Annotated in this window: 28 protein-coding genes and 1 pseudogene; 12 read left to right on the top strand and 17 right to left on the bottom strand. The window is 64.1% G+C overall.

What is annotated here, in order from left to right; genetic code table 11:
• Positions 1-5 precede the first annotated feature (5 nt).
• From NKI37_RS22545 to NKI37_RS22535, 3 genes are read right to left on the bottom strand one after another with little or no spacing between them, the layout of a single operon-like run.
• Positions 6-935 carry an SDR family oxidoreductase gene (locus NKI37_RS22545; RefSeq protein ID WP_023710340.1) on the bottom strand — a complete coding sequence of 310 codons (930 nt, stop codon included), beginning with the start codon at positions 933-935 and terminating at the stop codon, positions 6-8.
• Complete coding sequence (queG, locus tag NKI37_RS22540; RefSeq protein ID WP_352789114.1) at positions 932-2,086, bottom strand: tRNA epoxyqueuosine(34) reductase QueG; 1,155 nt, start codon at positions 2,084-2,086, stop codon at positions 932-934. The genes NKI37_RS22545 and queG overlap by 4 nt, the downstream gene beginning before the upstream one ends.
• Positions 2,067-2,759 (bottom strand): glutathione S-transferase family protein, encoded by a 693-nt coding sequence (locus NKI37_RS22535; protein ID WP_023672063.1) that lies wholly within the window; start codon positions 2,757-2,759, stop codon positions 2,067-2,069. The genes queG and NKI37_RS22535 overlap by 20 nt, the downstream gene beginning before the upstream one ends.
• Before the next feature lie 169 nt (positions 2,760-2,928).
• Between NKI37_RS22535 and NKI37_RS22530 the strand changes: the two genes are divergently transcribed.
• Positions 2,929-3,735 (top strand): undecaprenyl-diphosphate phosphatase, encoded by an 807-nt coding sequence (locus NKI37_RS22530; protein ID WP_023687560.1) that lies wholly within the window; start codon positions 2,929-2,931, stop codon positions 3,733-3,735.
• A 176-nt stretch (positions 3,736-3,911) separates the two neighbouring features.
• On the opposite strand, the gene NKI37_RS22525 is transcribed toward NKI37_RS22530, so the two are convergent.
• Both NKI37_RS22525 and rsmI read right to left on the bottom strand, forming a co-directional pair.
• Complete coding sequence (locus NKI37_RS22525; protein ID WP_023745884.1) at positions 3,912-4,289, bottom strand: YraN family protein; 378 nt, start codon at positions 4,287-4,289, stop codon at positions 3,912-3,914.
• Positions 4,282-5,190, bottom strand: coding sequence for a 16S rRNA (cytidine(1402)-2'-O)-methyltransferase (rsmI, locus tag NKI37_RS22520; RefSeq protein ID WP_023745883.1), 909 nt, complete (start codon positions 5,188-5,190; stop codon positions 4,282-4,284). Before rsmI ends, NKI37_RS22525 begins: the two co-directional genes overlap by 8 nt.
• Positions 5,191-5,362: 172 nt before the next feature.
• Between rsmI and NKI37_RS22515 the strand changes: the two genes are divergently transcribed.
• Together NKI37_RS22515 and NKI37_RS22510 are read left to right on the top strand one after the other, a co-directional pair.
• On the top strand, positions 5,363-5,548 hold the full coding sequence (locus tag NKI37_RS22515) for a hypothetical protein (RefSeq protein WP_023672059.1): 186 nt from the start codon (positions 5,363-5,365) through the stop codon (positions 5,546-5,548).
• 7 nt (positions 5,549-5,555) lie between these two features.
• Positions 5,556-5,744, top strand: a complete 189-nt coding sequence (locus tag NKI37_RS22510) for a hypothetical protein (protein ID WP_023672058.1) — start codon at positions 5,556-5,558, stop codon at positions 5,742-5,744.
• Between the two features lie 113 nt (positions 5,745-5,857).
• Here the strand turns inward: NKI37_RS22510 and NKI37_RS22505 are convergent.
• The 6 genes and pseudogenes from NKI37_RS22505 to rph form a co-directional block, all read right to left on the bottom strand.
• A pseudogene (locus NKI37_RS22505) lies at positions 5,858-6,180 on the bottom strand (low molecular weight protein tyrosine phosphatase family protein).
• A gap of 3 nt (positions 6,181-6,183) precedes the next feature.
• On the bottom strand, positions 6,184-6,552 hold the full coding sequence (locus tag NKI37_RS22500) for a hypothetical protein (protein ID WP_155923877.1): 369 nt from the start codon (positions 6,550-6,552) through the stop codon (positions 6,184-6,186).
• Between the two features lie 71 nt (positions 6,553-6,623).
• Complete coding sequence (hemW, locus tag NKI37_RS22495) at positions 6,624-7,781, bottom strand: radical SAM family heme chaperone HemW (RefSeq protein ID WP_023681230.1); 1,158 nt, start codon at positions 7,779-7,781, stop codon at positions 6,624-6,626.
• Positions 7,781-8,428 carry an RdgB/HAM1 family non-canonical purine NTP pyrophosphatase gene (gene rdgB / locus NKI37_RS22490; protein ID WP_023692946.1) on the bottom strand — a complete coding sequence of 216 codons (648 nt, stop codon included), beginning with the start codon at positions 8,426-8,428 and terminating at the stop codon, positions 7,781-7,783. The genes hemW and rdgB overlap by 1 nt, the downstream gene beginning before the upstream one ends.
• A complete protein-coding gene (locus tag NKI37_RS22485; protein ID WP_023692947.1) occupies positions 8,428-8,838 on the bottom strand; it encodes a VOC family protein in 411 nt (136 codons plus the stop codon). Before NKI37_RS22485 ends, rdgB begins: the two co-directional genes overlap by 1 nt.
• 190 nt (positions 8,839-9,028) lie before the next feature.
• Positions 9,029-9,745, bottom strand: a complete 717-nt coding sequence (gene rph / locus NKI37_RS22480; protein WP_023672052.1) for a ribonuclease PH — start codon at positions 9,743-9,745, stop codon at positions 9,029-9,031.
• Positions 9,746-9,893: 148 nt separating this feature from the next.
• Here rph and hrcA point away from each other — a divergent pair, with 148 nt between their 5' ends.
• The 3 genes from hrcA to NKI37_RS22465 all read left to right on the top strand — a co-directional run bounded on the left by hrcA (position 9,894) and on the right by NKI37_RS22465 (position 12,671).
• Positions 9,894-10,979 (top strand): heat-inducible transcriptional repressor HrcA, encoded by a 1,086-nt coding sequence (gene hrcA, locus NKI37_RS22475; RefSeq protein WP_023681233.1) that lies wholly within the window; start codon positions 9,894-9,896, stop codon positions 10,977-10,979.
• Positions 10,980-11,015: 36 nt separating this feature from the next.
• On the top strand, positions 11,016-11,216 hold the full coding sequence (locus NKI37_RS22470; RefSeq protein ID WP_023692948.1) for a hypothetical protein: 201 nt from the start codon (positions 11,016-11,018) through the stop codon (positions 11,214-11,216).
• Between the two features lie 105 nt (positions 11,217-11,321).
• Positions 11,322-12,671: a PQQ-dependent sugar dehydrogenase gene (locus tag NKI37_RS22465; protein WP_023692949.1), complete on the top strand. Its 1,350-nt coding sequence runs from the start codon at positions 11,322-11,324 to the stop codon at positions 12,669-12,671.
• A 24-nt stretch (positions 12,672-12,695) separates the two neighbouring features.
• On the opposite strand, the gene NKI37_RS22460 is transcribed toward NKI37_RS22465, so the two are convergent.
• The gene (locus NKI37_RS22460; RefSeq protein WP_155927230.1) at positions 12,696-13,601 is read right to left on the bottom strand and encodes a hypothetical protein; all 906 of its coding nucleotides are present in this window, start codon (positions 13,599-13,601) and stop codon (positions 12,696-12,698) included.
• A 179-nt stretch (positions 13,602-13,780) separates the two neighbouring features.
• On the opposite strand from NKI37_RS22460, the gene NKI37_RS22455 reads away from it, so the two are divergent.
• The 3 genes from NKI37_RS22455 to NKI37_RS22445 all read left to right on the top strand — a co-directional run bounded on the left by NKI37_RS22455 (position 13,781) and on the right by NKI37_RS22445 (position 16,377).
• The gene (locus NKI37_RS22455) at positions 13,781-14,398 is read left to right on the top strand and encodes a LysE family translocator (RefSeq protein WP_023692951.1); all 618 of its coding nucleotides are present in this window, start codon (positions 13,781-13,783) and stop codon (positions 14,396-14,398) included.
• Between the two features lie 177 nt (positions 14,399-14,575).
• A complete protein-coding gene (cysK, locus tag NKI37_RS22450) occupies positions 14,576-15,550 on the top strand; it encodes a cysteine synthase A (protein ID WP_023672045.1) in 975 nt (324 codons plus the stop codon).
• A 200-nt stretch (positions 15,551-15,750) separates the two neighbouring features.
• Positions 15,751-16,377, top strand: coding sequence for a glutathione S-transferase family protein (locus NKI37_RS22445; RefSeq protein ID WP_023755939.1), 627 nt, complete (start codon positions 15,751-15,753; stop codon positions 16,375-16,377).
• A 9-nt stretch (positions 16,378-16,386) separates the two neighbouring features.
• Here the strand turns inward: NKI37_RS22445 and NKI37_RS22440 are convergent, their stop codons facing one another.
• A complete protein-coding gene (locus NKI37_RS22440) occupies positions 16,387-17,631 on the bottom strand; it encodes an RNA polymerase sigma factor (protein ID WP_286489111.1) in 1,245 nt (414 codons plus the stop codon).
• Positions 17,632-17,638: 7 nt separating this feature from the next.
• A complete protein-coding gene (locus tag NKI37_RS22435) occupies positions 17,639-18,007 on the bottom strand; it encodes a YciI family protein (RefSeq protein ID WP_023744856.1) in 369 nt (122 codons plus the stop codon).
• A gap of 235 nt (positions 18,008-18,242) precedes the next feature.
• Between NKI37_RS22435 and NKI37_RS22430 the strand changes: the two genes are divergently transcribed.
• Positions 18,243-18,704: a RidA family protein gene (locus tag NKI37_RS22430; RefSeq protein WP_023755312.1), complete on the top strand. Its 462-nt coding sequence runs from the start codon at positions 18,243-18,245 to the stop codon at positions 18,702-18,704.
• Here the strand turns inward: NKI37_RS22430 and NKI37_RS22425 are convergent.
• From NKI37_RS22425 to NKI37_RS22415, 3 genes are all read right to left on the bottom strand, one after another.
• Entirely contained in the window at positions 18,667-18,921 is a 255-nt protein-coding gene (locus NKI37_RS22425) for a hypothetical protein (protein ID WP_023744857.1), read from the bottom strand. The genes NKI37_RS22430 and NKI37_RS22425 overlap by 38 nt on opposite strands.
• Before the next feature lie 63 nt (positions 18,922-18,984).
• Positions 18,985-19,410, bottom strand: coding sequence for a thiol-disulfide oxidoreductase DCC family protein (locus tag NKI37_RS22420; protein ID WP_031199395.1), 426 nt, complete (start codon positions 19,408-19,410; stop codon positions 18,985-18,987).
• 179 nt (positions 19,411-19,589) lie between these two features.
• A complete protein-coding gene (locus NKI37_RS22415) occupies positions 19,590-19,739 on the bottom strand; it encodes a hypothetical protein (RefSeq protein WP_196813601.1) in 150 nt (49 codons plus the stop codon).
• 345 nt (positions 19,740-20,084) lie between these two features.
• Between NKI37_RS22415 and ku the strand changes: the two genes are divergently transcribed.
• Complete coding sequence (ku, locus tag NKI37_RS22410) at positions 20,085-20,951, top strand: non-homologous end joining protein Ku (RefSeq protein ID WP_023748231.1); 867 nt, start codon at positions 20,085-20,087, stop codon at positions 20,949-20,951.
• An 11-nt stretch (positions 20,952-20,962) separates the two neighbouring features.
• Entirely contained in the window at positions 20,963-23,473 is a 2,511-nt protein-coding gene (gene ligD / locus NKI37_RS22405; protein ID WP_352789107.1) for a DNA ligase D, read from the top strand.
• Positions 23,474-23,629 lie beyond the last annotated feature (156 nt).

The following is a 23,629-nucleotide window of genomic DNA, read 5'->3' as shown; positions in this document are numbered from 1 at the left end:
TCGAATCATATCACCCTCGGGCTCGCGTTTCGATTATCTACCTTCATCGGGCTGCGCGGCTCGCCGTCGCGCCAGCTGCCGTCGGCCCACATCCGATCGAACGCCTGGCGGTAGTCCGGATAGCGGAACCGGTAGCCCGCTGCCTTGATCGCGGCGTTGGCGACGCGCTTGTTCTCGCCATAGAAGGACCGCGCCATGGGCGAAAGTTGGGCGGTCTCGAAAGGAATCTCCGGCGGCGGCTCGACGCCCATCAGCGAAGCGGCATAGGTGACGACATCCTGCGGCGGCGCCGGCTCGTCATCGGTGATGTTGAAAATGCCGCCTCTATTGCCACCGATGAGGTGCCAGAGCGCGCCGGCGATGTCGTCGCAATGGATGCGGTTGAACACCTGGTCGGGCTTGACCAGCCGCCTGGCCGTGCCGTTTTCCAGATTGACCAGCGCGTTGCGACCCGGCCCATAAATGCCGGAAAGCCGCAGGATGGCCACCGGCTTGCCGGTCTCGAGTCCAAGCTGCAGCCAGCCCCGCTCGGCCGCCACTCGCATCGACGAGCGTTTCGACACCGGCCGGCATTCGGCCGTTTCATCGACCCAGGCACCGTCATAATTGCCATAGACGCCGACGGTCGAGAGATAGCCGATCCAGCGAAGCGCCGGCATCGCCTCGATCGCCTTGCGCGCGGCGAGAAGCACAGGGTCGCCGGCCTCCTCCGGGGCTACGGAGATGACAAGATGGGTGGTGGTCTCCAGCGTTTCGCCGATTTCAGGTGTCAGGGCGCCGTGAAACAGCAGCGGCGCGATGCCGGCCTGACGCAATGCCTCGAATTTCTCGGCCGAGCGCGTGGTGCCGAAGATCGTAATCGCCTCCGCATTGGCCCGTGCAAAGGCTTTGCCCGAATAGCCGGCGCCGAAGATAAAAACCTGTTTTTCGCTCATGCGTGCGCCTCAATTGGCAATGCGGACAGCCATTCGCCCCGCACTGTCGTGTCGGTTTCAGTGTTCGAGTAGATCGCCGCCTGCCTGTTGAATTCGGCGGCCGGCACCAGCCGCGCCAGCGCCCAGATCGCCGCGCCGCGCACCAGCGGCGAGGCGTCGCCGAGGAGGGCGCGAACAGCGTCAGCCAGCAAAGTATCGCCGGAATTGCCGACGGCAACCAGCACATTGCGGACAAAGCGGTCGCGGCCGATGCGCTTGATCGGCGAGCCGGAGAAAAAGGTCCGGAACGCCGTGTCGTCTAGCTGCAACAGCTCGCCCAGCGGCGGCTCGCGCAGTTCGTCGCGGGCAGCAAGCTTGGCTTCCGAAGCGGCGCGGGCAAACTTGTTCCACGGGCAGGCGGCAAGGCAATCGTCGCAGCCATAGATGCGGTTGCCGATCTTTTCGCGGAATTCTTGCGGGATCGGCCCCTTGTTCTCGATGGTCAGGTAGGAGATGCAGCGCCTGGCATCGAGCCGGTAGGGCGCCGGAAAGGCATCGGTCGGGCAGGCGTCGAGGCAGGCGCGGCAGGAGCCGCAATGGTCTACCTCGGTCGCATCGGGCGTGAGCTCCGCCGTGGTGAAGATAGTTCCGAGAAACAGCCAGGAGCCGTGCTCGCGGCTGACCAGATTGGTGTGCTTGCCTTGCCAGCCGAGCCCGGCGGCCTCAGCCAGCGGCTTTTCCATAACCGGCGCCGTATCGACGAAAACCTTCACGTCGCCGCCGGCCCGCGCGACGATCTTGCCGGCGATCTCCTTCAGCCGGCCCTTCATCACCTCGTGATAGTCGCGGTTTTGCGCATAGACCGAGATCGCGCCGCGGTCGCGTCTTGCCTGCAGCGCACGCGGATCGTGGTCGGGGCCGTAATTCATTGCCAGCACGATGATCGAGCGCACCTCGGGCCACAGCGTCGAAGGCTCGCTGCGGCGTTGGAGCGTCTCCGCAATCCACGCCATCGAACCGTGAAAACCATCGGCGACGAATTCTGCCAATCTGGCCGGCGCCAGCGGGATCGCGTCAGGCGTGGTGACGGCAACCGCATCGAAGCCGGCGCGCCGCGCCTCGGCGTCGATCAGCGCGCGCAGGGTTTGGCTTCTAGAAGTCGAGGTCCGCATAATGCGAAACCGGCGACAGGCCGCGAACCCGGTCGGAGAGCAGCGGCCGGAACGACGGCCGCGATTTCACCCGCGTGTACCATTCGCGCGCCGCGGCATGCTCGCGCCAATCGATCTCGCCGAGATAATCCAGCACCGACAGCGTCGCCGCTGCCGCCAGGTCGGCATAGGTGACCTTGCTGCCGGCCAGCCAATGACGGGTGCCGGCCAGCCAGTTGGTGTACTTCATGTGCTGGCGAATGTTGGCGCGCGCCGCGCGGATCGCCGCCGAATCGGGGGAACCGCCGCCCGCCGTTTCCGGCATCACCGGCTTCAGCACGCGCTCGCGCACCAGATGCCGGGTCACTTCGCTCTCGGCCTTGTTGAGATACCAGTCGGTCAGGCGGCGGATTTCGGCGCGCTGCATCGGGTCTTCCGCAAACAGGCGCTTGTCGCGCTTCAGGACACCACGTGTTTCGTCGAGATATTCAGCGATCACCATGGCGCCGACGATCGGAACGTCGCCTTCGGCCAGCAGGATAGGCAAGGTGCCGGCGGGGTTCAGCGCCAAAAACTCCTTGCGCCGCGTCCACGGTTTTTCCTCGATCAGCGCCAGCTCCTCGCCATATTCGCCGAAGGCGAGGCGCACGAAGCGGCAGGTGGCGAACATCGGGTGATGGAAAAGCGTCAGCATGATTCCGCGATATTAAGGCGCACTGGCGAATCGCCGTCCGCACCGGTAAGTCTTGGCGGCCCGTCATGCGGCCGTCACGGTGCTGCGACCTATAGGGGGACTTCCGCGCCGTGACAAGCAAGCCCTTTTGCCAGCCGTTTCCTTCCGTCCCTTGAATGCCGAGGTTGCCATGGATAGCCACACCATCGTCGAAGCCCTGCTGCTCGGCCTGCTGGAGGGGCTGACCGAGTTCATCCCGGTCTCCTCGACCGGCCATATCCTGCTCGCCGGCCATTTCCTCGGCTTCCATTCCACCGGCAAGGCGTTCGAGATCCTGATCCAGCTCGGCGCCATCCTGGCGATCCTCAGCGTCTATTTCCGCCGTCTGTGGCAGATGCTGCTCGACCTGCCGCATGATCGGCTGACGCGGCATTTCGTCATCGGCATCCTGATTGCCTTCCTGCCGGCCGCCATCATCGGCGCGCTGGCGCATGATTTCATCAAGACGGTGCTGTTCGAATCGCCAAGGCTGATCTGCATCATGCTGATCATCGGCGGCGTCGTGCTCTTGGTCGTCGACCGCATGAAGCTGCAGCCGGTCTACCGTGACGTCGAGCGCTTCCCGACAAGGCTTTACCTGCAGATCGGCCTGTTCCAGTGCCTGTCGCTGATCCCCGGCACGTCGCGCTCCGGCTCGACCATCGTCGGCGCGCTGCTGCTGGGCGTCGACAAGCGCGCGGCGGCGGAATTCTCCTTCTTCCTCGCCATCCCGACCATGGTCGGCGCCTTCGCCTTCGATCTGTTCAAGAACCGCAACGTGCTGAGCAGCGCCGACCTGCCGATCATCGCTATCGGCTTCATCGCCGCCTTCCTTACCGCGCTGATCGTCGTCCGCTTCCTGCTCGATTACGTCTCGCGCAACGGCTATTCGCTGTTCGGCTGGTGGCGCTTGGTGGTGGGAGCGGTTGGGTTGGTGGCGCTTTTCATTTGGGGGTGAGCTTTACCCTCCCCCTTGTGGGGGTCCGAAGGACGGGCGAGACAGGCGGCTCGCCCCGGTCAGTCGATCCGCAAAGCGGATCGGGGTGGGGGCGCCACGCCCCCGCCCCGTTTCGCCAACGACGCTTCGGGTCGCTTGCTCACCGACCCTCCCCACAAGGGGGAGGGTAAAGGCCGCTAACTCCTCCCATAAAACGCGTTCTCGACATGCACAGGCCAGCGCCAGGGCAGCACCGCGATCATGTCGAAGCGCATCGACAATCTGCCATAATCCGGTTGGCGCGACAGCCAGATGTCGGCCGCGCCCTCGATGCGGCGCTCCGATTCGTGGCCAATCGCCTCCATCGCTTCCATCAGCGTGCGCCGCGCCTTGACCTCGACGAACAGCACCAGGTCGCCGCGCCTGGCGATCAGGTCGATCTCGCCGAAGCGGGTGCGATGCCGGCGGGCGAGGATGCGATAACCTTTCAGCATCAGCGCCGCCGCCGCCAGCCACTCGCCGCGATGGCCGCGCCGATAGGCTTTTTGGCGGCTGGCGGCCGGGCGCTCAGCCACCTTCGCCTTCTCCAACCGCATCCCTGAGTTCCAGCAGCCGGCGGTAGAGCGACTGCTTCTGCCCGCCTGTCATCTTCGCCGCTTCCGCCGCCGCCTTGGACGCCGGCATTTCGGCGGCCAGCGACAGCAGCAGCCTGTCGATGTCGGCGGGTTGGTCGGCCTTGATCTCGGCGGGCCCGACGCAGATGACGATCTCGCCCTTCGGCGTGTCAGCCGCCGCATAGTGGTCGGCCAGCGCCTGCAGCGTTCCCGTCCGCATCTCTTCAAAAGTCTTGGTCAGCTCGCGGCCGATGGCGGCCTTGCGCCCACCACCCAGCGCCTCGACCATCGCAAGCAGCGTATCGGCCAGCCGGCGTGGCGACTCGAAGAAGATCAGCGTTGCCGGCACCGTCTTGAAGGTCTCCAGCCTGGTCAGCCGCTGCCCAGATTTCACCGGCAAAAACCCCGCAAACAGGAAGGCGTCGGACGGCAGGCCCGACGCAGTCAGCGCCGCCAGCGGCGCCGATGGGCCGGGGATCGGCACCACGCGCAGGCCGTGCTCCAGCGCTTCGCCGACCAGCCGGTAGCCTGGGTCGGAGATCAGCGGCGTGCCGGCATCCGAAATCAGCGCCACGCTCTGCCCGGCCTCGAGTGCTGCGATCAGCTTCGGTCCCGCCTCGCCGGCATTGTGTTCGTGATAGGCGGTTGTGCGCCTGCGGATGCCGTAGCGGTCGAGCAGCACGCGTGAGACGCGGGTGTCCTCGCAGGCGACTATGTCGGCGGCAGCCAGCGTTTCCAAGGCGCGCAGCGTGATGTCGGAGAGGTTGCCGATCGGCGTCGCCACCAGATACAGCGCCGGCGCCAGCGGCCGGACTGCGACCTCGGTCTGCCCGATCACATAGCTGCGTTTCTCGCCGGTCACCGGGTCTCTCCATTTCGCCCTGTTTGGCATGGCGCGCGCCGGGTTGCAAAACTCCCGAACGTCGGGCCAAACCTGACGCCGATGTAACCCGGCGGCCATGTCTTTGCCACAGTGGGGAACGAAAGCGTGGCTGGCGGATTGAATACCTGAGTCTCTTGAGGAGGAGGACAGGATGGACAGCCTGGAATTGCAGGACGTTTTCGAGCCCTATTATGCCGAGCGCAAGCGCTTCACTGCGCGAAAGGGCAAGCGTGCGCTCGCCGAAAGCGACACCGGCCTGGCCAGTCGGACGGCCACCGCCTTGCCGACGAATGTCAGGCTTTCGGACAACAAACCGGACAGCACGACGGAGCACTGACCGTACGATGCCCAATCGTTTCGATATCTTCATCACCCGTCTTGAAACGAAGAGCGCCCGCGAAGGCGCGCCGCCGCATCCGATGAACGACCAGAACAGCGTCCGCCGGGACAAGAGCGACGCCAAGCCGGCCCGGACCGGAGAGGCGCATGCCGAGAAACACCGCGGCAAGCGCCGCTTCAAGCACGACGCTTGACCTTCGCGATTGGCGAGGACCACCCTCACTTCGTCATCACGGGCGAGCAAGGAGCGAAGCGACGCGGCGCAGACTCGAGGATGACGAACGCGTGGTTACGAAGCCCCCATAGTTCAATCGAGATATCGCGAAGCCCGTGCCTTCAGAAGGTCGATCAACTCCGGATCCATGGATCCGTAGTCATCCGGGATGTCGAGGCAGATGACGCGGGCCTTCTTCAGGCTCTCCTTGAATTCTTCTGCAGCTTGGTGCGGTGCGCTTTTTCCATCACGAAGACGATGTCGGCCCAGGCGACCAGTTCATGCGTCAGCGGCGTGTCTGCATCGTGATTGGTGCCGGCCGACTCGACCTCGATATTCCTACGTTTGGAGAACACCTGCTCGGCGGTCGGGCTGCGCAAGCGGTTCTGGCTGCAGACGAACAGGACGTTCTTCACCGACTACTCATCCCAGATCTTACGCAGATTTTTGCTGAGAGGGATGTACTGATCAAATGTGAGTCCATTCAGATCAAACTCGAGCAACTCATCCTTGGCGATTCCGCGAAGCTTATTTCCAATATATGTTATGAAACTGAGGACAACGCTGAATTCGCTCAAGTGGGTCAATTTTAGTTTCGATGTGACCGTTGCGTTCCTGATGAAAATCGCCTGAGCCTCAAAGAGGTCGTCTTGCTCTGGAGATCTCAAGATTTCGGTCAATCCAAACTCGAACACATCATCCGTGTTCAATGTCATCAAGGTCTCGTGGATCAGGAACGTCATCGCAGGAGTCACCTCGGATGCGGCGCTGGCACGCCAGCGGTTCAACAAGTCGACTTTCTAACATCCTTGCTCAAGCCGATAAATCGTCCAACAGCCCGGCCATTTGCCCTGTGGGCTCACCGCGCCAAATCCGCCACCACGGCATCGAGCACGATCATGCCGGCTGGCGTGGCGCGTAGCCTGGCATTGCCGATCGGCGCCACCAGCCCCTCATCCTGCAGCACGGTCAGCCGGGCGCTCGACAGGCCGCGCCCGGAAAACGCCTCGTAGCGGGAAAGGTCGATGCCTTCGGCCAACCTCAGCCCCATCAGCAGGAACTCGTCGGCCTCTTCGGAGCGCGTCAGGATCTCGCCGCCGGTGACGCCATGGCCCCTGGCCTCCACCAGATTGGCCCAGGTCTCCGGCATCCGCTCGGCGATCGTCACGGTGCGGTGGCCGTTCTCGATAAAGCGGCCATGCGCGCCCGGTCCGACGCCGACATATTCGCCATAGCGCCAATAGGTCAGATTGTGCCGGCTCTCGGCGCCCGGCCTGGCGTGGTTGGAAATCTCATAGGCCGGCAGGCCATGCGCTGCGGTGATCTCCTGCGTCAGCGCATAGAGATCGGCGGCCCGGTCATTATCGGGGATGATGAATTTGTTCGCCGCATGAAGGGCATGGAACGGCGTGCCTTCCTCGATGGTCAGCTGGTAGAGCGACAGATGGTCGGCGGCATGGCCGATCGCCTGTTCGAGCTCCGCCTGCCAGTCATCCAGCGTCTGGCCGGGGCGGGCGTAGATCAGGTCGAAGGAAAGTCTTGGGAATATGTCCCGTGCCAGGCCAATTGCATGCAGCGCCTCGTCGACATTGTGCAGCCGGCCGAGGAAGCGCAGATCCTTGTCGTTCAGCGCCTGCACGCCGAGCGACACACGGTTGACGCCGGCGGCGCGGTAGCCGCGAAATCGCTCGGCCTCGACCGAGGACGGATTGGCTTCCAGCGTCACCTCGATGCCGTCGGGCACCGTCCAGTTCTTCGCCACGGCGTCCAGCACCGCCGCCACCGTCTGCGGCTGCATCAGCGACGGTGTGCCGCCGCCGAGAAAGATACTGGTCACTTCGCGCGGCCCGGTCCGCTCGCTCATGGTCTTCAGCTCGTTCTCGAAGGCGCGGGCAAAGCGCTCCTGGTCGACCGGCTGGTGACGGACATGGCTGTTGAAGTCGCAATACGGGCATTTGGCGGCGCAGAACGGCCAATGGATGTAGACCCCGAAGCCCGGGCTGCGGTCCAGCGACATTAAGCTGAGCCTAACCTGGCGCGGGCGAATTTCTGGAAGGCGCGGGCGCGGTGCGACAGCGCCGTCGGCTGACCGGGCTTCCAGCCGTGTTTTTCCTCAGCGCTCATCTCGCCGAACGTCTTGTCGAAACCGTCGGGCAAAAACACCGGGTCGTAGCCGAAGCCCAGTTCGCCGCGCGGCGGCCACACCAGCGTTCCCTCAGCTTCGCCGCGATAATATTCAGCCTCGCCATTGGGGAAGGCCAGGCAGATGACGGCGACGAACCGCCCCTTGCGCTGCGCTGGCTTGGCGGCGCCGACCTCCTGCAAGGCCACTTCGGTGCGCTGCATGGCCATCCCGAAGTCGCGGCTGCCATCGGGAGCTTCGGCCCAATTGGCGGTGTAGACGCCGGGGGCGCCGTCGAGCGCGTCGACGCACAGGCCCGAATCGTCCGACAGCGCCGGCAGGCCGGTCGCCTTAGCCGCGGCGAAGGCCTTGATGTAGGCGTTTTCCTCGAAGGTGGTGCCGGTCTCCTCCGGTTCCGGCAGGCCGTAGTCCTTGGCCGACTTCGCCTCGAAGCCGAACGGACCCATCAAATCGGCGAATTCGCGCAGCTTGCCTTCATTGTGGCTGGCAACGACGATCTTCTTTCCATCGAGAGAATGCATCAAAGGCCCCAGATCCTTGGCTCGGCGAATTCGATCGAATTGCCCGAGGGGTCGCGTATGTAGATCGAGCGCCCGCCCTGCGGCCATTCGAATTCGCTTTCGATGGCGATGTTTTTCGCCTCAAGTTGCGCCTTCCACTGTGCGAGTTCATCCTCACTTGCGGCAAAGCAGAGATGGCCCTCGCCGACCGTGCCATGCGGCGGCACTTTCAGCCGCGCATCGGGCGCCGGCGGGATTTTGGTGGCTTCGGCGTTGAAGATGAGCAGCACGCCCGGGCCGCAGCGGAAGAAGAGATGGCGGCCGTCGACCTTGCCGAGGAGAGGGAGGCCGAGGACGTTGGAGTAGAAGGCTTCGGCAGCGGCGAGATCCGTGACGTAAAGCGCTGACTCAAGAATAGCGGAGGGTTGCATCAGGCACCCCCCTCTGCCCTGCCGGGCATCCCCCCCGCAAGGGGGGAGATTGGCAGTTCCGCTGGCGGCGTCTCAACGTTGATGGTTGGCGAAAACGGTAGCGACCTCTGATCTCCCCCCTTGCGGGGGAGATGGCCGGCAGGCCAGAGGGGGGTGTGAAGGATCGCCGACGTCATCACGTTAAATTCAATCAAGCCACAGCCATCTGCTGCAAGCTCACCAGCCGCTGAATGCCCTTCTTGGCAAGGCCCATCAGCTCCGCGAACTGCCCTTCCGAGAAAGGCTCGCCCTCGGCGGTGCCCTGGATCTCGACGATGCCGCCCTTGCCGGTCATGACGAAATTGGCGTCGGTGCCGGCAGATGAATCCTCGATGTAGTCGAGGTCGATGACCGGCTGGCCGTCATGGATGCCGCAGGAAATTGCCGCGACATGGTCCTTCAGCACCTTGGCAACACTGGCCATCTGCCGCGCTTCCATCCAGCGCAGGCAATCGTAGAGCGCCACCCAGCCGCCGGTGATCGAGGCCGTGCGGGTGCCGCCATCGGCCTGGATGACGTCGCAGTCGACGGTGATCTGCTGTTCGCCCAGTGCCTGCAGGTCGACAACGGCGCGCAAGGAGCGGCCGATCAGCCGCTGGATTTCCAGCGTGCGGCCGCCTTGCTTGCCGGCCGAGGCTTCACGGCGCATGCGCTCGCCGGTCGAACGCGGCAGCATGCCGTATTCCGCCGTCACCCAGCCCTTGCCGGAATTGCGCATCCAGCCCGGCACCTTTTCCTCCAGGCTCGCCGTGCACAACACATGCGTGTCGCCGAATTTCACCAGGCACGAGCCCTCGGCGTGTTTGGAGACGCCGCGCTCGAAGGAGATGGCGCGCATTTCGTCGGCTTGGCGTTTGGAAGGGCGCATCGAGGCCTCTTTCTGTTCTTTTTACGGTTGCGTCGGCGGCTTGTAGACGCATGCAGCCCATGGCGCAAAGGAAAAGGCCCCATATAGACGCCGGGTTGCGCGGGAGCGATGGAAGTCTATATCCTTGGGCCGGAGGTTTTTGGCTCGAATGACCAAGGCAGTCACCGAACCCAGTCTGCTGGCGCCCGCGCTGCAATCGCTCGACATGCGTTCGCGCGACATTTTTAGGCGCATCGTCGAATCCTATTTGAAGGACGGTGAGCCTGTGGGATCGCGCAGCCTGTCGCGCATCCTGCCGTCGTCGCTGTCGCCGGCCACCATCCGCAACGTGATGAGCGACCTCGAGCATCTCGGCCTGATCTATGCCCCGCACATCTCGGCCGGGCGCCTGCCGACCCAGACCGGCCTGCGCTTCTTCGTCGATGCCTTCATGGAGCTTGGCGATCTCTCCGACGAGGAACGCCGGGTCATCGAGGCGCAGGTGCGCGCCTCCGGCTCGGGCGCGACGCTGGAACACATGCTGACCGAGGCCAGCCAGATGCTGTCGGGCATGTCGCGCGGCGCCGGCCTGGTGCTCGCCACCAAGAACGAGGTGGCGCTGAAGCACATCGAGTTCATCCAGCTCGAGCCGACCAAGGCGCTGGCGGTGATGGTGTCGCAGAATGGCGATGTCGAGAACCGCGTCGTCGACCTGCCGGCCGGCATCACCGTCTCGCAGCTGCACGAGGCCTCCAACTTCCTCAACGCCCATATCAGGGGCCGCACGCTCGCCGAGGCGCGCATCGAGATCGCCCGCATCAAGGACGAGACCAGGGCAGCGCTGGACACGTTGTCGCAGGACCTGGTCGAGAAAGGCCTGGCGGTGTGGGCCGGCGCCGACAGCGGCCTGCCGGCGCGCCTTATCGTGCGCGGCCGCGCCAATTTACTCGAAAACGTCACCGCCCAGGCCGATATCGAATTGCTGCGCCACCTGTTCGAGGATCTGGAGACGCAGGACGGGCTGATCCAGCTGCTCGACCTCGCCGAGGACGGCCCCGGCGTGCGGATCTTCATCGGCTCGGAAAACAAGCTGTTCTCGCTCTCCGGCTCGTCGCTGGTCGTGGCACCTTACCGCGACAAGGACGCCCGCGTCGTCGGCGCGCTCGGCGTCATCGGCCCGACCAGGCTGAATTATGCCCGCATCGTGCCGATGGTCGACTACACGGCCCAATTGATTACCCGGATGTTAAGATAATTCCGAAGCCGTGATCACCGTAAAGGAGGGCGCAGAATGGCGCTTGAATCGTTCAAGGCCCAGATCAGCATGCTGCTCGAAGAAATGGTCAACCAGCCGGAGGACGAGCACGAAATCCAGGAGCAGCTGCGCGAAAAACTGCGCGAAATGCGCGCCATGGGATTGCCGCTGCCGGAAGATCTTGTCGAATTGGAAAAGCGTCTCGACGACGATCTGGACGTCGAAGAGGAAAGTTGAGCGGTTCTCTCGTCGAATCTGCGCGCGCACGCTTCTCTTTTGCGGCGGCCGCACAATATCTCCCTTGTCGTGACGCGCCGACGGCGCGAGTTCGAGGAGAACAGCATGATCCGGATTGCCGGCTTCGCAGGCCTTGCCCTGCTTCTGGCCACCAGCGCCTTCGCCCAGCAGGCTGATCAACTGCTGCTGACCGGCAAGGACGCTTTCGGCGACTGGAAGGCCGACAAGCCAGGTGTGCGCCGGCTGATTAGGCCGGATGATCTGAAAAGACCCAACATCACCGGATCCGCCTCCAACAGCGCCGGCCTCGGCGATCGGCCCGAGGGCGCGAAGCCCGTCCTGCCGCCTGGGTTTTCGGCCGAACTGGTTGCTTCCGGCATTTCCAATCCGCGGGTCGTGCGCGTGGCGCCGAACGGCGACCTGTTCGTCGCCGACAGTGACGCCAACCAGATCCGCGTCTATCGGCTGGCCAAGGGTAGCGCGAAGCCGGCCGAAGAGGGCATTTTTGCCGACAATCTCAACCAGCCCTATGGCATCGCCTTCTACCCGCCTGGCGACAAGCCGCAATGGGTCTACGTCGCCAACAACGACAGCGTGGTCCGCTACGCCTACCGCGACGGCGACCTTAAAGCCTCCGGCGAACCGGAGACGATTGTCTCCGACATCCCTACCGGCGGCCACTGGACCCGCGATATCGCCTTCTCGCCGGACGGGAAGACGCTGTATCTCTCGGTCGGCTCCGGATCGAACGTCGCGGAGGGCATGCAGAAGGCACCGAAGGGCGGCCTTGACGCCTGGGCAAAATCACAGCCACTCGGCGCCACCTGGGGTTCCGAGGATGGCCGTGCCGACGTGCTGGCCTTCGGCCCCGACGGCAAGAATGGCCGCATCCTCGCTACCGGCCTGCGCAATTGCTCGGGCATGACCGTGCAGCCGGCCACCGGCGCGCTGTGGTGTGTCGTCAACGAGCGCGACGGTCTCGGCGACGATGTGCCGTTCGAATATGCCACCTCAGTCAAGGACGGCGCCTTCTATGGCTGGCCCTGGTATTATATCGGCGCCAACGAGGACCCGCGTCACGAGGGCGCGCGCCCAGACCTCGCCGGCTCGGTCACCGTGCCCGACGTGCTGATGCAGGCGCATTCGGCGCCGCTCAACATCGCCTTCTATGACGGCGGCAATTTCCCGGCAGAGTACAAGGGTGACGCCTTCGTCGCCCTGCACGGCTCCTGGAACCGTGGTATGAGGACCGGCTACAAGGTGGTGCGGCTGAGATTCAGCGACGGCAAGCCGACCGGCGAGTACCAGGATTTCATCACCGGCTTCGTCCTCTCCGACGACGCCGTCTGGGGCCGGCCGGTCGGCGTCGCGGTGGCCAAGGACGGCGCGCTTATCGTAACCGAGGATGGCAACGGCACCATCTGGCGCATCACCCATGTCGATGGCCCATCCTGAGCCGGCGAACAGCGCAATCCGGCCCTAATGCACGTCCCGATGGATCACCTTGGGATAGGTATGGATCACCTCGGCCGATGAGACGCGGTCATCAAAACCGGTATCCCTGAGATTGAAGAGGCCGACCGAGCCGAAGGACTTCTTCGCCCCTTGCGCGAAGCGGCCGTCGCTGAAATCGTGTTCGTAAAGCGTCACCGTGACGTGGCCGGCATTGAGCTTCGGCACGTAAACACTGCTGATGGTGTCGTTGGCGACGCCAAGCTGGTTGACGTTGAAGCGATAGAGGTCCTGCACCATGCGCCGGGCCGCATTGCCATTGATCATCCAGTATTCGCGGCGCGATGCGCGGTTCGGGTCGATGAGTTTGAGCGGCGCCTTGCGGCCAAGCCCGAGCCAGTGCTCGAACACCATCACATTGGCGCCCCACGGATAGGGATAGTTGGACTTGTCGATGATGCGTGGCGGGCCATCCTCGGCAATCTCGGCGGTATCGACATAGTCCAGCCATTGCAGCTGGAACGACGCTTCCACGTTGAGGTCGGTACTGCGCGGATCGGCAGGGATGATGCGCCAGTCGGAGACCGGCGGATATTTGGTGTCGAGGTCGATGTAGAATTCGCCTTTGGCGGTGTCGTCGGGGTCTATCTTTTGCGGTCCGTCACGCTCCATCGCCACCAGTCGCACCTTGAACCGGTTGTTGACTACCAGCGGATAGATCATCGGACGAATGGGGTGAGCGCCAGGGTCCCGGCTGTCGGTAAAATATCCAGTCTGCGGAACGACATCGCTATCGCCCTTGTCGAACAGGCTGAAAGCCTGACGCCCCTCGAACCACAGATACCATTCCAGCTCGTGGACGTGACCGCGTGCTTCGGAATAGTTGTTGGGCATCCACTTCATAAGCTGGATGTGAAGTCTTTTGGCTAACATGGGTGCTCCTGCCGTTCGGAGCCATGCGAGATAGCCGACCGCCTTCGAGGCGTAAGTGAACCATCTCTCGCTTTCAGGCGATGATGACCGGCTTTCATGTCCTGCTTGGCGCAATCGAATCCGTTTTGCCGTTGCAGGCTTTTCATGGCATCAGAGTCGTTTCACGAGGTGCGACCGTCATGACCCTCACCGGCTTCCTTGCCTATAGTGCTGCGCTGGGCATCGCCGCCGCCATTCCCGGCCCCGGCGTCACCGCGCTTGTGGCGCGGGCGCTCGGATCCGGCTTCCGCTCGTCGCTGGCGATGTCGTTCGGCCTGATGCTCGGCGACCTCATTTATCTCACCGCGGTGGTGCTCGGCCTTGCCTTTGTCGCGCAAAGCTTCGGCATGGTGTTTCTCGTCATCAAATGGCTGGGCGTCGCCTATCTCGCCTTCCTCGGCTGGCGTTTCTGGACGGCCGGGATCACGCCCGAGACTGTCGAGGCCAGGAAAGGCAAGGGCGGCCTGGTATCGAGCTTCCTTGCCGGCCTCACCGTCACGCTGGGCAACCCGAAGACGATGATCTTCTACCTCGCCATCACGCCGACCATCGTCGACCTGAAGACCATCACGCTCGCCGACTACGGCATCCTGGTCGCGCTCACCGTTATCGTGCTCTTCGTGGTGCTTGTGCCCTATCTGGCGCTGGCCGCCAAGGCGCGCTGGTTCCTGAAATCGCCGCGCGCGCTGAAGGCGCTGAACCGCACCGCCGCTGGCTTCATGGTGGGCGCGGCCGCAGCCATTGCCGCACGTCAGTAGATCGGTTCAGGCAATTCATTCCGCCGATCGGTCCATCCGGAAATGCGGCTTCGGAAGGCAAGCGTTTTCAGCAAGCGGCCCACTCGATATTTTCGGCCGGCAGCCTATCTTGCGCGGGCGAAAGCCTTATTCTGTCCGCCGACGCCAATTGCCTGATCTGATTTGGGAGCGAAACCAATGAACAAGCCTTCCGCGCGCGTGCCCGGCCGCGGCCGTGTCTACAACTCGATCACCGAGACGATCGGCGACACGCCGCTGGTGCGGCTCGACAAGTTCGCCAAGGAGAAGGGCGTCGTTGCCAACCTTCTTGCCAAGCTCGAATTCTTCAATCCGATCGCCTCGGTCAAGGACCGCATCGGCGTTTCGATGATCGAGGCGCTGGAAGCGTCGGGCCGGATCAAACCCGGCAAGACGACGCTGATCGAGCCGACCTCCGGGAATACCGGTATCGCGCTCGCCTTCGCCGCTGCCGCCAAGGGCTACAAGCTGATCCTGACCATGCCCGAAACCATGTCGGTGGAGCGCCGCAAGATGCTGGCGCTGCTCGGCGCCGAACTGGTGCTGACGGAAGGGCCGAAAGGCATGAAGGGCGCCATCGCCAAGGCGGACGAGCTGGCCGCCACCTTGCCCGACGCCGTCATCCCGCAGCAGTTCGAAAACCCGGCCAACCCGGAGATCCACCGCCGCACCACCGCTGAGGAGATCTGGAACGACACCGATGGCGGGGTCGACATCTTCGTCGCCGGCATCGGTACCGGCGGCACGATCACCGGCGTCGGCCAGGTGCTGAAGCAACGCAAGCCCTCGGTGCATGTCGTCGCCGTCGAGCCGGAGGCCTCGCCGGTGCTGTCGGGCGGCCAGCCCGGCCCGCACAAGATCCAGGGCATCGGCGCCGGCTTTGCGCCCAAGATCCTCGACACCTCGATCTATGACGAGATCGTCAAGGTCTCCAACGAGGATTCGGTCGCCAACGCCCGCCTCGTCGCCCGCCTTGAAGGCGTGCCGGTCGGCATCTCGTCGGGCGCTGCCCTGCAGGCCGCCATCGCCGTCGGGTCGCGGCCGGAGAACAAGGGCAAGAACCTAGTGGTGATCATCCCGTCCTTCGCCGAGCGCTATCTGTCGACGATCCTGTTCGACGGGCTGGGGGCTTAACGTCTTAACTGGATAGGCGGCGATCCTTCGCACCCCCCTCTGCCCTGCCGGGCATCGGGGGGTGCTGTCCCTCCGACATCGGAAGTCTCATGGCTGGACCGCAGAAAACCCGGCCGTGGCGTCCGCCACCGGCTTGAGCGGGAGGCGGCTTCAGGGTCAAATCGCCCCGGCCTGCTTCGCGCGGGCAGGGGGAGAATCACATGTACAAGCTTTACACGCGCCCAGGCAGCGGCGGTTTTGTCGTCGAGGCCGCATTGGCGCTGGCAAACGCGCAATTCGACCAGATCGACGTGCCGAAGAAGGATCCGCCGGACCCGGCTTTCCTCGACATCAGCCCGTTGAACCAGGTTCCGGTGCTGACCTTGCCCAACGGTCAATCGATAACCGAATCGGCGGCGATCTGCATCCTGCTTGCCGAGCGCCATCCGGAGGCGGGTCTGGCGCCGGCCGCCGGATCGCCGGATCGCGCCGGTTTCCTGCGCTGGATGGCGTTCATGTCATCGGTGCTCTACCCCGCCATCCTGCGCCTCTACTATGCCCATCGCTACACCACCGATGCCGACGGCAAGAAAGCCGTCAAGCAGGCAGCCATTGCCGAGATGGACCGCGGCTTCGCCATTGTCGATGCAGCCCTCGAGGGGCGCGGCTGGCTGGTCGGCGACGCGATGTCGCTGGCCGACGTCTACCTCGTCATGCTGGTGGCCTGGCACCCCGATATGGACAAGGCGCGAGCCGACTGGCCGAACATCGAACGCTTATGGTCGGCGCTGCGCGCGCATCCGCTGATGAAACGGCTCAACACCACGCATGAGATGTGGCCGGCCTGAACGGACGCTTCAATTTCGCAGGATCGCCCGTTTCGCCTGCAGGAAGCGGCGCACGGCGGGGTCGCGTTCAAGGCCGATCGCCCGGTCATAGGCTTCGACCGCTTGCGCCGCATTGCCGAGCCTGGCCAGCAGGCCGGCGCGAGCGGCCCAATAGGGCTGATAGTCGTTGAGCCGCTTGTCGTCGCCCAGCACGTAGAGCGCCGCCAGTCCTGCCGCCGCCCCTTCGGCCTCGGCAATCGCCACGGCGCGGTTGATCGAAATCACCGGCGAGCCTGATATCGCCGACAGCGCATCGTAGAAGTTACGGATCGCCGCCCAATCGGTTTGGCCGGTCCGTCGCCGCGTCGCATGCACCGATTGTACCGCCGCTTCGAGCTGGTAGCGGCCGATGACGCCCATGGTGGCGGCGTGGCCCAGCAGCGCCTCGGCTTCGTCGATCAGCGCGTGATCCCAAAGACGGCAATCCTGTTCGGCGAGCGGCACATAATCTCCAGCCGCATCGCGCCGCGCCGGGCGGCGCGCCTCGGCAAACAGCATCAGCGCCAGCAGGCCGAGCGCTTCCGGTTCGTCCGGCATCAGCGATGCCACCAGCCGCCCGAGCCAGATGCCTTCGGTCGCCAGATTGCGCGCTCTCGTCTCGGTCCCTGCCGGGTCGGTCCAGCCTTCGGCGAAAGCCGCGTAGATCGCTTCCAGCACCGTTCCCAGCCGCTCGCCGAGTTCGGCGCGATCCGGCACGCGGAACGGAATGCCGATCTCGCGGATGCGGCTCTTGGCGCGCACCAGACGCTGGCCCATCGTCGCCGGCGAAACCAGGAAGGCCGAGGCGATCGTCGCCGCGTCGAAACCCAGAACCGTCTGCAGGATCAGCGGCGCCCGCACGCTGGCTTCGATCGCCGGATGCGCACAGGCAAACATCAGCCTGAGACGTTCGTCGGGAAGGTCTTCGTCTTCCATGCTCGCCTCCATCTCCTCGGCCATCAGCTTGAGATGGTCGCGGCTCGCCTCGCTGGTCAGCCGACGGCGCACCGCGTCGACGCGCCGCCGGCGCGCCACGGCCAGCAGCCATGCTTCCGGCTTGTCGGGCACGCCGGTCTGTGGCCAGCGCTCCAGCGCCGCGGCGAAGGCCTCGGCCAGCGCGTCCTCGGCGCCGGCCACGTCGCGGGTGCGCGCCGCTAGCCAGGCGACCAGCTTGCCGTAACTCTGCCGGGCGGCCGCTTCGGCCGCCGCCCGCGCGATCTCCGGGCGATTGTCCATCACGGTTTCATTTCTTGGGCATGTAGTCGGCCATTTCCCAGATCGGCCGCAACTCGACCGTGCCGGCGCTCGCCGCCGGACAGCGCGCCGCCCACTCGATGGCGGTATCGATATCGGCCGCCTCGATCATGTAGAAGCCGGCAAGCTGCTCCTTGGTGTCGGCATAGGGGCCGTCGATCACGTTGGTCTTGCCGTCTGTGATCCGCACCGAGGTGGTCGCCTGGGTCGGGCGCAACCGTTCGCCGGCGAGCCATGCGCCGGATTTCTTCAACGCTTCGGTATAGGCGGCATATGCTGCGCTCATCTGCTGAGCCTTCTCGATTGGCGTGTTCGCCTGCGCGGCTTCGTCGCTGTTGATCAAAAGCATGTATCGCATGGGTCTTCTCCCGTGGTTTCGAAGGCCGCGTCCTAGCGGGGCCAGACGTATGTCGCGCGGCGGCGGCCGATTTCGACAGGCTTCAGAAAAAACTTTCGCCTCCGCCAGGAGATTTCGCAAGGACCAGATGTTCCTTCGTCTGCTGGCGGATGACCGGCAGCGGACTGGCCGTGGCTCCGCACAGCACTATCCTCTGTCGTTGGCGGGCACGTCACACGAGGCGTGGGAGAAGAGAATGGAACTCGTGACCCACAAGAAATTCAAGAACGGCCGGTTGATGCCATGGGGCAAAGGCACGGTCGTCAGCGGTGCGAAAGGCACCGTCTATCTCTGCGGCAACACCGCGACATCGGCTGACTACGATCCGGCCGGCAAGAAGGGTGGCGGCTTCGCCGGCGATGCCGCGGCGCAGTGGCGGGAAGTTCTCGGCAACATCAAATCGGATCTGGAAGAACTTGGCAGCGGGCTCGACCATCTCATCAGGCTGACCTTTTTCGTCAAAGGGCCATTTCCCGACGGCGGCGTCCTCAGCTCGCCTAATTTTCGTCTCGACGTGCTGGACGCGCTTTTCGCCGAGCATTGTCCGAAGCATTGCAGCGACAACAATCCGCCGCCTTCGGAGGTAATCGGCGTCGCAGCGCTTGCCCAGGCAGACATCGTCATCGAGATCGTCGCCGTCGCGGCGCTGCCGGACTGAGGCGCGAACGAACAGGCCGGCCTTGCGCGACGTCGCCGTTGCGATCGAAGCGCGTCGGCACGAGCGGCGGCGCCGCGCCGGTGCGGGTTTTGCACCAGGCCTCGGCTTTGGCCAGTGAGCGCCCGGCGACGAGCAGGATCAGGCGTGGCTCGCTCTCCAGCAATTGCACGATGCGGCCGCCGAAAATGCCATAGCCGCCAACGACCAGAAGCCTCATGGCGCCGCTCTTTTTGCGTATGTCGTTTTCCCGGAACCGAGGTCACTTTTGGGTGACAGGCGATTAGCCGATCACGCGCGCACGTATCGCGGCGGACAGGATCTCGCAACTGTCCTTGCGGCCGAACATGGCGTAGCGGTTTTTGGCGATGCGTTCGTAGAGCCAGTCACGCAAGGGGCGCGGGATGAGCAGCAGGGCCTTCGCCGCCCGCCACGGCCAGCCGAGTTCGGCCATCACCGCGATGAAACTGTCCAGCCGCATGAAGGGAGCGCCGCCGACAAGGACCAGATTGGTCTCGTAGCTGTCGGTGCGCAGCCCGTATCTCTGGAACAGCGCCTCGCCGAAGGGCGACTGCGCCGTGGCGAAGCGGAAGCGGTTTTTGCGGTCGAGCCCGACCACCGTGCGTACGAAGCCCGAGCACAGCACGCAGACGCCGTCGAAAACGATCAATGGCTGGCTGGCATCGAAGGGTTCAGGAGAAGAAGTCACGGGACGTCCGGCAGCTTGTGTCTTCAGACACTAAGCCCGCCGGCAGCGGGATCAAAGCCGCGGCGTTGTCGCACGGCTTCTCGCGGCCAGCGCGGGGCGCTCGGCGCGATAGGTGGTTGCGCGGGGATCGGCCTCCGGTCTGCAGATCCGGCTGTCGTGACGCGTTTCGAATGTCATGATCAATGCGCGCCGAGCGAGCTGCCGCGACGGGCGCAGGCCGGACCCGGGCCGCGCATGTAGTAGCGCTCCGGCCGATAGGTCGGCGCGATGAACTCACGGATGGCGGCGGCATAGCCGGCGATGTGGCCCCAGAATTTCATTTTACTCAAGTCCCTGTCCCGATTTTCGGATGTCCCGTCCGATTGCGGGGATCATAGCGTCGAGGCGTGAATAGTCGGTGAACACGATGTTAATCTTTGGTCGAAAACCCCATGCTTCGTGGCCGGAATGCGGCTGTTTGGGGGTCTTTCGGTGTGGTTCGTCGCCATTTCCGGCATTGTGACTTTTGCATCACATATGTTTCGTATGGATGTCGCTTGAGCGCGGTTCTGTTTCAGATTTGGCGAGCCTCTCGAAATTTCCATGCTCGCTGCCGAAATGCCCCTGGCTGCGCGCCCGGAACCGGAACGGGCCTTGCCCGTTCTCGCTTGAACCGCATCGCGCAGGAGTTCGCCATGGCACCTCGCCCCGCCTGGAAGGGCTATCTGAAACTGTCGCTGGTCACCTGCGCTGTCGAACTGACCAACGTCGTCACCCACGCCGAAAAAGTTTCGTTCCGGGTGCTCAACCGCAAGACCGGCAACACGGTCAAGCGCATCTATGTCGATTCTGAAACCGGCAAGCCGCTGGGCGATGGCGACGAGATCAGGGGCTATGAGGTGAGCCCCGGTGAGTTCGTCCATATCGAGGACGAAGAGATCGAAGCGGTGCAGATCGAGTCCTCGCACACGATGGCGCTGGACGGCTTCGTCGACAAAGCCTCGATAGAGCAGATCTATCTCGACACGCCCTATTATGTCACGCCCGCCGACAAGGTGTCGGAGGAGGCCTTTGCCGTCATCCGCGATGCCATGGCGGACAAGAAGATGGCCGGGCTGGCGCGCGTCGTGCTCTATAGCCGCGAGCGGCCCGTGGTCATCGAGCCGCGCGGCAAAGGCATGGTGCTGACCACCTTGCGCTACGGCAACACGGTGCGGGAGCCGGAGAGCATCTTCGGCGACATCAAGGCGGTGAAGACCGACCAGGAGATGACCGATATGGCCGAACGCATCATCGACAAGAAGAAGGGGAAGTTCGATCCGTCGACATTCGAGGACAAGTTTGAGGACGCGCTGCTCGAACTGATCCGCGCCAAGAAGGCCGGAAAGAAGGCTCCGAAAGCGCAGGCCGCGCCCAAGCCGTCCAATGTCGTCAATCTGTTCGACGCGCTGAAGAAGAGCCTGTCCGATGGCGGCCAGGCGGAAGTCTCGGCGAAGAAGGCCAAGCCGGCGGCAAAAAGCGGCAAGGCGAAAGCTTCTGCGCCCAAGCGCAAGTCGGCTTGAGGGTCGGCGCCGTGGCCAGCCTCGAACAATATCAGTCCAAGCGCGATTTCAAGAAGACGGCCGAGCCGGGGGGCAAGGTCGCGCGCGGCAAGCAGCCCGGCGGCATCTTCGTCGTCCAGAAGCACGACGCGACCAGGCTGCACTATGATTTCCGCCTCGAGCATGAGGGCGTGTTGTGGAGCTGGGCGGTGACGCGAGGCCCGAGCCTCGACCCGCACGAAAAGCGGCTGGCCGTGCATGTCGAGGACCACCCGATCGACTATGCCGGCTTCGAGGGCACCATTCCCAAGGGCGAGTATGGCGGCGGCACCGTCATCGTCTGGGACGAAGGCACATGGACGCCAGAGATCGACCCCGCCAAGGCGATGAAGAAGGGCCATATCGACTTCGAACTCAACGGCCAGAAGCTGAATGGGCGGTGGCATCTGGTCAGGTTAAGACCCCGCCCTGGCGAAAAGCGCGACAACTGGCTGCTGATCAAATCCGACGATGCCGCCGCCCGCCCCGGCGAGGATATCCTGAAGGACGCACCGAAATCGGTGAAGTCCGGCCTGACCATCGAAGAGGTCGCGGAAGGCAAGACCGCCGACGGCAAGAAGCCGAAGGTCTGGCACTCCAACAAGCCTGCGGCATCCAGCAAGGCGAAAGCCGGCAAGCGCCTCGACTTCGTCGAGCCGCAACTGGCGACGCTGGAGCGCGAGGCGCCGCCCGGCGAGGACTGGCTGCATGAGGTCAAATTCGACGGCTACCGCATGCAGGCGCAGATCGCCGGCACGGAGGTGCGGCTGCTGACCCGCACCGGCCTCGACTGGACGGAGAAATTCGGCCCTGAGATCGTCGCGGAACTGGCCCAGCTGAAATGCAGCGACGCCATCATCGACGGCGAGATCGTCGTGCTCGCCGACAGCGGCGTTTCGTCTTTCTCGCTGCTTCAGCAGGATCTCTCCGCCAATCGAACCGACCGCTTCACCTACTATGTGTTCGACCTTATGCGGCTTGACGGCAACGATTTGCGCCGCGAGCCGCTGGTCGAGCGCAAGCAGGCGCTGCAGGAGCTGCTCGGCGAGACGGCCGAAAATGCCCCCGTCCGCTTCAGCGACCATTTCGCCGAGCCCGGCAAGATCATGCTGCAGCACGCCTGCCGCATGGGCCTTGAAGGCATCGTCTCCAAGCGCGCCGATGCGCCCTACCGCAGCGGCCGTGGCCCAAGCTGGGTGAAGTCGAAATGCACGGCCCGCCAGGAATTCGTCATCGGCGGGTATCTGCCCTCGGACAAGACCGGCCGCGGCCTGCGTTCGCTGCTGGTCGGCTACCACGAGGGCGGCAAGCTCCACTATGCCGGCCGCGTCGGCACGGGCTTCACAGCCAGGAGCGCCACCGATTTGAAGAAAAAACTCGATGCGCTGAAGGCAGACGCCTCGCCGTTTGCCGCCGCGGTGCCAAAGGGCAAGGGTTTGGTCTGGGTCAGGCCCGAACTTGTCGGCGAAGTGGAGTTCCGCAGCTGGACCTCGGACCGTATAATACGCCACGCGTCGTTCCAGGGACTGCGCGAGGACAAGCCGGCGGAGGAAGTCGTGCAGGAAAAGCCATCGAAGGCGGCAAACAAGGCAAAGCCGGCGGCAGGCGGCGCCGGCAAGGCCGCCGGGGCTAAGGCGCCCGCGACGATCACGACCAGCGTAAAACTATCCCATCCCGACAAGCTGCTGTGGCCCGAGGAAAAAATATCCAAGCAGGACTTGCTCGAACACTACGCGCTGGTCTGGCCGCGCATGGAGCAGTTCATCGTCAACCGGCCGCTCAGCCTGGTCAGGGCGCCGGATGGCATCGGCGGTCCGCGCTTCTTCCAGAAACATGCTTCGGCCGGCATGAGCGACAAGATCGCCCGCATGAAGGACCCGACCGATGGCGAGGAAATCCTGTTCATCCGCGATTTCGACGGCCTTGCCGCTCTGGTCCAGTACGGCGTGGTCGAGGTCCACATCTGGGGTTGCGAGATCGATGAGCTGGAAAAGCCGGATCAGATCATCTTCGATCTCGATCCCGACGAAGGCGTCGACGTCAAGGCGGTGCGCGAGGCCGCGCTCGACATCAGAGGCAAGCTCGACGATCTGTCGCTGCCGAATTTCGTCAAGCCGTCAGGCGGCAAGGGCTATCACGTGCTGGTGCCGCTGAAGCCGTCGGCGGATTGGGAGGCGGTCAAAACCTTCTCGCATGATTTCGCCAAGGCGCTGGAGCAGGCCGCGCCCGACCGCTACACGGCGACGCTGTCGAAAAAGGCGCGCACCGGAAAAATCTTCGTCGACTATCTGCGCAATGGCAGGGGCTCGACCACCGTCGCGCCCTACTCTTCCCGCGCCAAGAAGGGCGCGACGGTCTCGGTACCGGTGACGTGGGCGGAGGTTGAGAAGGGGCTAGCGCCGAATTCCTTCCCGATCGGCGACAAGACGACGCTGAAGGAATTGGAGAAGGCCGATCCGTGGGCGGATTTCTTCGAGCAGGCGAAGGTGCTGAAGCGGGGGTGAGCGTCGCGCGCCTCACCTGCTACGCAAGCGTTCCGTCACACCCCCCTCTGTCCTCAAGGGGGGAGATTGGCAGCTTCGAGGCGCAGCTCACCTTTACGATGTTCGAGATTGGCGAAAGCTGTTGAGCGCGTAATCTCCCCCCTTGAGGGGGAGATG

This window comes from Mesorhizobium sp. M0626 (genome assembly GCF_040320665.1).
Classification (GTDB): Bacteria; Pseudomonadota; Alphaproteobacteria; order Rhizobiales; family Rhizobiaceae; genus Mesorhizobium.
The sequence above is the reverse complement of the archived record's forward strand: the minus strand, read 5'-3'. Positions and strand labels throughout refer to the sequence as shown.